The sequence below is a fragment of the Microcystis sp. M53603_WE2 genome (assembly GCF_030065435.1).
In genome coordinates this window covers 1-1,224 of the sequence record NZ_JASJFF010000811.1, presented here as the reverse complement: position 1 = coordinate 1,224, position 1,224 = coordinate 1, and the positions used below count along the sequence as shown (strand labels likewise).

1 protein-coding gene is annotated in these 1,224 nt (G+C 45.9%); it reads right to left on the bottom strand.

The window, feature by feature from the left end:
* Positions 1-404 precede the first annotated feature (404 nt).
* Positions 405-1,193, bottom strand: coding sequence for a Uma2 family endonuclease (locus PX481_RS17315; protein WP_288095186.1), 789 nt, complete (start codon positions 1,191-1,193; stop codon positions 405-407).
* Positions 1,194-1,224: the final 31 nt, after the last annotated feature.

The window sequence follows — 1,224 nt, the reverse complement described above, 5'->3', positions numbered from 1 at the left end:
CCAGGGATTTTCCCCCCGACCACTCCCATATCTGGTACTTTTTGATTGACAAAAAGTCTAAAAGTCTTACCCAACAAGGTTTTTAGATTTATTCAGCTAACCCTAAGTAGTCGTGCCAAATAAATTTCCTAGTTGAGACAGTTATCAGTTATCAGTTATCAGTTATCAGTTATCAGTTATCAGTTCACTGTTTACTGTTTACTGTTTAAGGAAGAATAAAAGAAAACTCTGATCAATAATTACTCACTGGTCAAAAGGTAATCACAGCAGCAAACAGGTGTCGAGCTAGATTTCAAATAGACTGGGATTGCAGGATCCCTCAACCGTGAAAGGAGAAATTAACCGACTTTAAGCGAGGAGGAACACCAGTAGTTTACCTCCTCACCTAAACAAATACAGCTATACTATAGCTCTATCCCCATTTCTCGCAAACGAGCCGCCAGCCGTTGAGAACGCTGTCTTTCCGCTTCCAGAGCTTGCTGAGTAGCATTTAATTGCTCCTGTGCTGCAGCCGCTCGCTCCTGTGCTGCTTCTTCTGGCAAGGGGATTAAATTGCCTTCCGAGTCATAAAATCTGGCCCAGATTGCCGTTTCTCGGTCAATAGTACCCTCCCAAGTTCCCAACCAATAGCCTAAGGTTTCGCACCATAACCAGCCGCGCTCGTTTCGTTCTAAAGAATGGTAGCGTTGGTCTGCTCCTAAATGCCATCCTTGTAAAGAATTGCCATCAAAAGGATCGTAGATGAAATAATCTGGCGTGCGGAAGGTTCCCTCATAAATGGCTTTTTTTCGCACTTTATCGGTTCTTGCGGTACTAGGAGAGGTTAATTCCACGATAACGTCAGGATAACGTCCCTCTTCTTCCCAAATTACCCAACCCTGTCGCTCTCTGCTGCCATCGACATTGAGGACAGCGAAGAAATCGGGCCCGCGAAAATCGCGATTTTTCGCCTGTTCGCGGCTGAAATAAATAAACATATTGCCACCCGTGTAGAAGTCGTCTCGCTCACCGTAACCTTCCTGTAGGGAGCGAATCAGCACATTCATGGCAATGCGGTGTCGGTTGCTTTCCAAGGGTTCACCATCATCAAAAATTAAGTCTGTGGGGGGTGGGGGGGGTTCCCAGAAGTCCTCGAAATCTTCTTCTATCAGTGCCGGAGAGGTGGCAGTTTCGTCGCTTTTGGCAATCGTCATTTTTTCGGCCTCTCTAGGTGGGAGTATCCAT

Coding starts and splice junctions, on each gene's coding strand:
- PX481_RS17315 (WP_288095186.1), bottom strand. CDS start 1,193: ATGACGATTGCCAAAAGCGACGAAACTGCCACCTCTCCGGCACTGATA.